A 5716-nucleotide genomic window follows, 5' to 3' on the forward strand; every position below is an offset into this window, starting at 1 on the left:
TTTTGCTTTAAGGAAAGCTATGGAAAAAGGGATTCATGTAAGTATTGCAACGGGTAGAAATTATTATTCGGCTAAAAGGTATATTGATGAATTAGGTTTGGATGTTCCTGTTATACTGCAAAATGGTGCTTTTATCTACATGCCTTTGGAGAATAAAGTTTTGTACGAGTCGTTATTAGAGTCAGCCATTGCAAAGGACCTTATAAATTACGCAAGAAAATTTGAACTCGATTACATTTTGTATTCATATTTTTTAGATGAAATTGATATGTATATGGACAAGGAGCATAACGGAGGATTTGTAACCTATATTAAGCAAAATAGTTGGAGAATAAGGTATGTGGATGATGTTTTAAGATATATAACGAGAGAAAAGGTAGCGCAAGTAGTTTTAATAGGAGATGAATCAAAGATTTGGTATATAAATGATATAATAAAGCAAAAGTATCCTGGAAAATATAGCGTTGTAAAAAGTACAGTTGTTGATGGCTGGAGTTTTATAGAATTTTTTGGCCCGGGATCTTCGAAGGAGGAAGCTGTAGCCTTTTTAATGAATTATTTTAACGTAAAAAGTGAAGAAACTATGTTTTTGGGGGATGGATATAACGACCTAGGAGCTATGAAATTGGTTGGTTTTCCGGTTGCTGTAGATAATGCGTGTGCCGAAGTAAAAGAAACATCACGGTTTGTCACCCTTTCAAATAACGAAGGGGGAGTAGCTTTTGCAATTGAAAAGTTTGTTCTTTAGCTTGATTTTAATTTCTGTTTTTTCTTTTTCATACGATATAGTAGATCTTCAAATAGCTGTTGGTGAGAGAAATCAAAAAAAAGTATTAAGTATACTTAATTCATTGGAATACGAAAAATTACCTCTTGAATTTAAATGTGAAGTAATTCTTGCATATACAGATTTATATTTTTGGGGTGAAAATATACCAAAAAATGATTATCAAGAATTAGCCAAAAAGTACGTAGATGAGCTTTTAGAAAAGGAACAAACCTACTGGAAAGTTTATTATGCAGCAGCCCTTGTATACGGGCATTATGTTCAAAAAAACTATCTTTTAGCACTTTTTTATTCGTCAAAAGTTTTTAATTATGCAAAAAAATCGGTTGAGCTTGGGCAAGATCAATACCTTGCCCATCTTTTATATGGTATATTAAACCTTGAAACACCATTTGGGAAATTAGAACTTGCTGAAAAGCATCTTTTAAAAGCACTTGAGCTTAATCCTAACCATGTTTATACCTATGTAGAACTTGGAAAGTTGTATGAAAAGAAAAAAGAATGTAAAAAAGCAATAGAGATGTATGAGAAAGCACTTAAAATACCTGGAATGAAAATTTGGAGTTATATAAACAAAGAGGGGAAAATGGAAGCAAGGCAGAGACTTTCGGAGGTGGAAAAACGGTGTACAAGCGAATAAAAGGTACAGAGGATATTTTTGGAGATGATATTAAGTACTGGTATTATATTGAAAATGTTGTTAAAGAAACTGTAAGGCTATATGGTTATTCTGAAATAAGAACTCCCATTTTTGAGGCCACAGAGTTATTTATAAGAAGTGTTGGAGAGGAAACGGATATTGTCCAGAAAGAAATGTATACTTTTGAGGATAAGGGGCAAAGAAGTATTACGTTAAGACCTGAAGGAACTGCTCCAACCATTCGTGCATTTATTGAAAATTCGATGATGGCAACAGGCTTACCCAAAAGGTTATTTTATATCGGTCCTATGTTTAGGTACGAAAGGCCTCAAAAGGGAAGACAAAGACAATTTCATCAATTTGGAGTAGAGTTAATTGGTTCTCCTTCACCACTTGCAGATGCAGAAGGAATAATTGTTGCTGATAGAGTTTTAAAGAACCTTGGACTTTTGAACTATACTATAAAGATCAATTCTATTGGTTGTGATAAATGTAGAGCAAATTATAAAAATGCGTTAAAAGAGTACTATTCAGATAAATTAGATTACGTATGTGATGATTGCAAAAGAAGATATAATACTAATGTTTTAAGATTGCTCGATTGTAAAGTTGACGTTGAATATATAAAAGATGCTCCAAAGATTACAGATTATTTGTGTGATGATTGCAAATATCACTATGAAGAAACTAAAAGATTATTAGATAATTTAAAAATTAAATATGTAGAGGATCCGCTTCTTGTAAGAGGTCTTGACTATTACAACGGTGTGGTTTTTGAAATTCATCATGGAGACCTTGGAGCACAAAGTGCAGTTGGTGGTGGGGGAAGATATGATAAATTAATAAAGGAACTTGGAGGAAGTCAAACACCATCGTTGGGTTTTGCAATGGGAATAGAAAGGCTTATTATAGCGTTAAAAAATGAAAAAATTCCAGTTGAAGAGATAAAGAATAATGAGATATTTGTTGCTCACCTTGGAGAGCAAGCAAGAATTGAGGCATTAAAAATAGCCGAGGATTTAAGGGACAATGGCATATCTGTAGTATTTAGTACAATGGAAAGAGGGTTAAGTGCCCAATTAAAACATGCAGCAAGGTTAAAATGTAAACTCTGTGTAATTGTAGGTGAAAATGAGCTTGAAAGAAATATTGTGATACTTAGAAACATGGAAACAGGAGAGCAGATAGAAATTGAAAGAGATTATGTTGTAGGAACAGCTAAAGAGTGGATTGAAGGGTGAAAGTATGAGTTATATAGAGGCGGTTATAGCTATAGTCCTTGTTTTTGTAGCTGTAACTGCCGTTTTCACGTCAATTGAGTATCAACAAAAAATGTATTCTAAAATACTTGAGCGTGAATTACTCCAATTGTATTCAGAAGATCTTTTCTGGATAACTATTTATAACCTTCCAAACACCACCCCTTTTGATTCTTTTGAAACCTCCTATTCAACAAAAAATGCATATGTAGTTAAAGATTATGAAAAAATAGAAAAAGAGATTAATTGTATAACCTTTACTTTTCCTAGTAATAAGAAGGTAAATATATACTATTTTCAAAAGTGATAGTTTTAGACTAAAAGAGAGAGGGGGTTCCCTCTCTCTTTTATTGCATTTCTTCTTTTAAATCTTTTGGATTGGTTGATTTTCCAAAAAATCTTAATATTGCTAATATAGAAGAAAATCCAATTATTAAAGAAATCCAAATTGGTACACCAATTCCTACCAACAGGTAGCCGATAATGGCAATACTTGCAGCTGTAATTGCATATGGTAGTTGTGTCTTAACGTGATCAATGTGATCAGCGGATGAAGCCATTGAAGACATAATTGTGGTGTCTGAAATAGGCGAACAATGATCTCCAAATGTTGAACCTGTTAAAACAGCTCCCAAAGTAGCAAATACTAATGTTGAAGGTTCATTTCCTGTATATGCAGCTGCTAAAGGAATAGCCAGAGGAAGCATTATAGCCATTGTCCCCCAAGAAGTTCCTGTTGCAAATGCAACAATTGACGAAAGAATAAATACTAAGGCAGGAATTAACCAACCTGGAAATGATGAAGAGACTATTTTTACTAAATAATCTGCTGTACCAAGATCAGTTGCAATAGAACCTATAGACCATGCCAAAATTAAGATTATTGTAGTTATAACCAACGATTTTGCGCCTTCAACCCATGCTTCTATAGCTTTTCTTAGAGTCATAATACCTTGAGAAACAGCCATGATGATTGCAATAATACTTGCCAGAGCTGATGCCCAAATTAGTGCTGCAGAAGCATCTGCATCACCAAAAGCACTTCTAATTCCTTCAAAGTTGAAAGGTTTTTCTATTCCTCCACCCGAATACCATAAACCTATAAATGCAAAGATGATTAGTGTAAGGATTGGTATTAAAGCATTTGAAATTTTCAGAGGAACATTTGAGTTATCTAATTCTTTTTCAAAGTCAGTTGATAGCATTGGTTCGGCATTGTCCGCTAATACTTTTCCAGTTAACCTCGCCCTTTTTTCAGCATCGTACATTGGACCAAAATCTCTTAGCAAAAGGCCGACCATAAATACCATAAATAATGCAAACAGGCCGTACATTCTATATGGAATTGATTTGAAAAATACATTATATGGATTTACACTTGTTCCTAGAGAATTGAATGCATCTGATATTAGTCCTAATTCATAACCAATCCATGTGGATATAGCAGCCATAGTTGCTACAGGTGCGGCTGTTGAATCAACAATGTAAGATAATTTTTCCCTCGAAATTTTTAATTTATCAGTTAAAGGCCTCATCGTGGGACCAACAATAAGGGTGTTAGCATAATCATCAAAAAACACAACAACACCCATTAATGTAGTTACTAATTGAGCGCTTCTTGGAGTTTTAGCTTTTTTTGCAAGAGCATTAGCAATTGCTCTAGTTCCACCCATTTTTGCAATAACTCCGACTAATCCTCCAATGGTTAGTGTAAATATAATTATACCTGCATGCCAACTGTCTGCTAAAGCGTTTACAGGATATTCAAAAGTTTTCGTATAACTTTCTATTATTTTCATAAAAAAGTTAGAATTAGATGTTGCAAAGACATTAATTACTGCTCCTGAAAAAACACCTATTAATAGTGAAAGTATAACTTCTTTTGTGATAAAGGCTAAAACGATAGCTAATAAAGGTGGAATAACTGACCAGAAGCCATATTTCACTGACTCTGTATTTTCACTATTTGCAAATGTTAATGAAGCTGTTAATAAGAGTACTATTAAGATGAAAATTACAAAAGTGTTTTTTTTCATGAAATCCCTCCTTTAGAGAGTAATAGGAAATTCAATTTATGTAAGTTGATTGTTTTGAAACTTTTTTGTAAAAAAAGATGCTTATTTTTAATAAATTTTAGCATAAATATATCTTAGAGAAAAAGTATTTAAATAGTCTTAAAAAGAACAATATATAAATTCTGTAATGAATAATTGCTGATAGAGAATTATTTTTTCATATCAGAGAGTAAATCTAATATTATTTTGTAAAAATTTGACATATAATTTCATATAGGATATAATTTCAATGGAATTGAAATAAATGGTAATAAGGTGATAGTATGAATGAACTTTTAAAGGTAATTTCATCACCACAGCTTTTTGAAGTGCTTAATTTTTTGAAAAATAATCCAAATATGAACCCAAGTACAATTGCAAAAAAACTGGGCTATCATACTTTTACAGTTCAGAGGTACCTTGAAATAATGGAAAAGTTTAATATAGTCTCATTTAAAGAGGAAAGAAAAGTGGGAAGACCTTCAAAAAAGTATAGATACATTGGTGGAAAAATCACCATTGATATAGATGAAATTTTGAACATTTTTAATCTCAAAGGAAAAAGAGTAAGGGAAAAGGCCGGAGATTTTAAATATAGCTATGATTTAAATAAAGAGACAATAAAAGGTGTAATTTTGAATAATAAGAAGATTAAATTTAATGAAGTAGAGGGGAAAATACTATTTTTAATTCCACCAGTAAATTCAAATGGGATAACAGTTTGTGAAATATCAAACAAAATAAGCATAAATGAATTTGATATTTTATTTGCAATTAAAAAATTTCTTTCCTTGGATTTGATTGAGGTGGTTGAATAATGCTTGAAGTAATATTTACACTTATTTTTATAGTACTTTTTAGGTTTATTATTTTAAAATTTCTAGGATACGATAGAAAAAGTATCTTGTTAAGAGATAGCGAGTTTTGGTCACTCTTGATATTTGTTGGCATTGCACTTTCCATATTTTTCGACAAA

6 protein-coding genes are annotated in these 5716 nt (G+C 32.0%); 5 read left to right on the forward strand and 1 reads right to left on the reverse strand.

Annotated elements, in window-relative coordinates; all coding sequences use genetic code 11:
• From JG780_RS10375 to JG780_RS10390, 4 genes are all read left to right on the forward strand, one after another.
• Positions 1-748, forward strand: a 748-nt coding sequence (locus JG780_RS10375; protein ID WP_287570568.1) for an HAD family hydrolase, incomplete at its 5' end; no start/stop codon positions are given.
• Entirely contained in the window at positions 723-1427 is a 705-nt protein-coding gene (locus JG780_RS10380; RefSeq protein WP_004101211.1) for a tetratricopeptide repeat protein, read from the forward strand. The genes JG780_RS10375 and JG780_RS10380, both read left to right, overlap by 26 nt.
• Positions 1412-2668, forward strand: coding sequence for a histidine--tRNA ligase (hisS, locus tag JG780_RS10385; RefSeq protein WP_287570570.1), 1257 nt, complete (start codon positions 1412-1414; stop codon positions 2666-2668). The genes JG780_RS10380 and hisS overlap by 16 nt, the downstream gene beginning before the upstream one ends.
• Before the next feature lie 4 nt (positions 2669-2672).
• A complete protein-coding gene (locus JG780_RS10390) occupies positions 2673-2993 on the forward strand; it encodes a hypothetical protein (protein ID WP_012580010.1) in 321 nt (106 codons plus the stop codon).
• Between the two features lie 40 nt (positions 2994-3033).
• On the opposite strand, the gene JG780_RS10395 is transcribed toward JG780_RS10390, so the two are convergent.
• The gene (locus tag JG780_RS10395; RefSeq protein WP_287570573.1) at positions 3034-4722 is read right to left on the reverse strand and encodes a Na+/H+ antiporter NhaC family protein; all 1689 of its coding nucleotides are present in this window, start codon (positions 4720-4722) and stop codon (positions 3034-3036) included.
• Between the two features lie 302 nt (positions 4723-5024).
• Between JG780_RS10395 and JG780_RS10400 the strand changes: the two genes are divergently transcribed.
• Positions 5025-5558, forward strand: a complete 534-nt coding sequence (locus JG780_RS10400; protein WP_004101223.1) for a hypothetical protein — start codon at positions 5025-5027, stop codon at positions 5556-5558.
• The last annotated feature ends 158 nt before the right edge of the window (positions 5559-5716 follow it).

Origin of the sequence: Thermosipho sp. (in: thermotogales) (assembly GCF_020054775.1) — a bacterium.
GTDB classification, from domain to species: Bacteria; Thermotogota; Thermotogae; order Thermotogales; family Fervidobacteriaceae; genus Thermosipho; species Thermosipho africanus.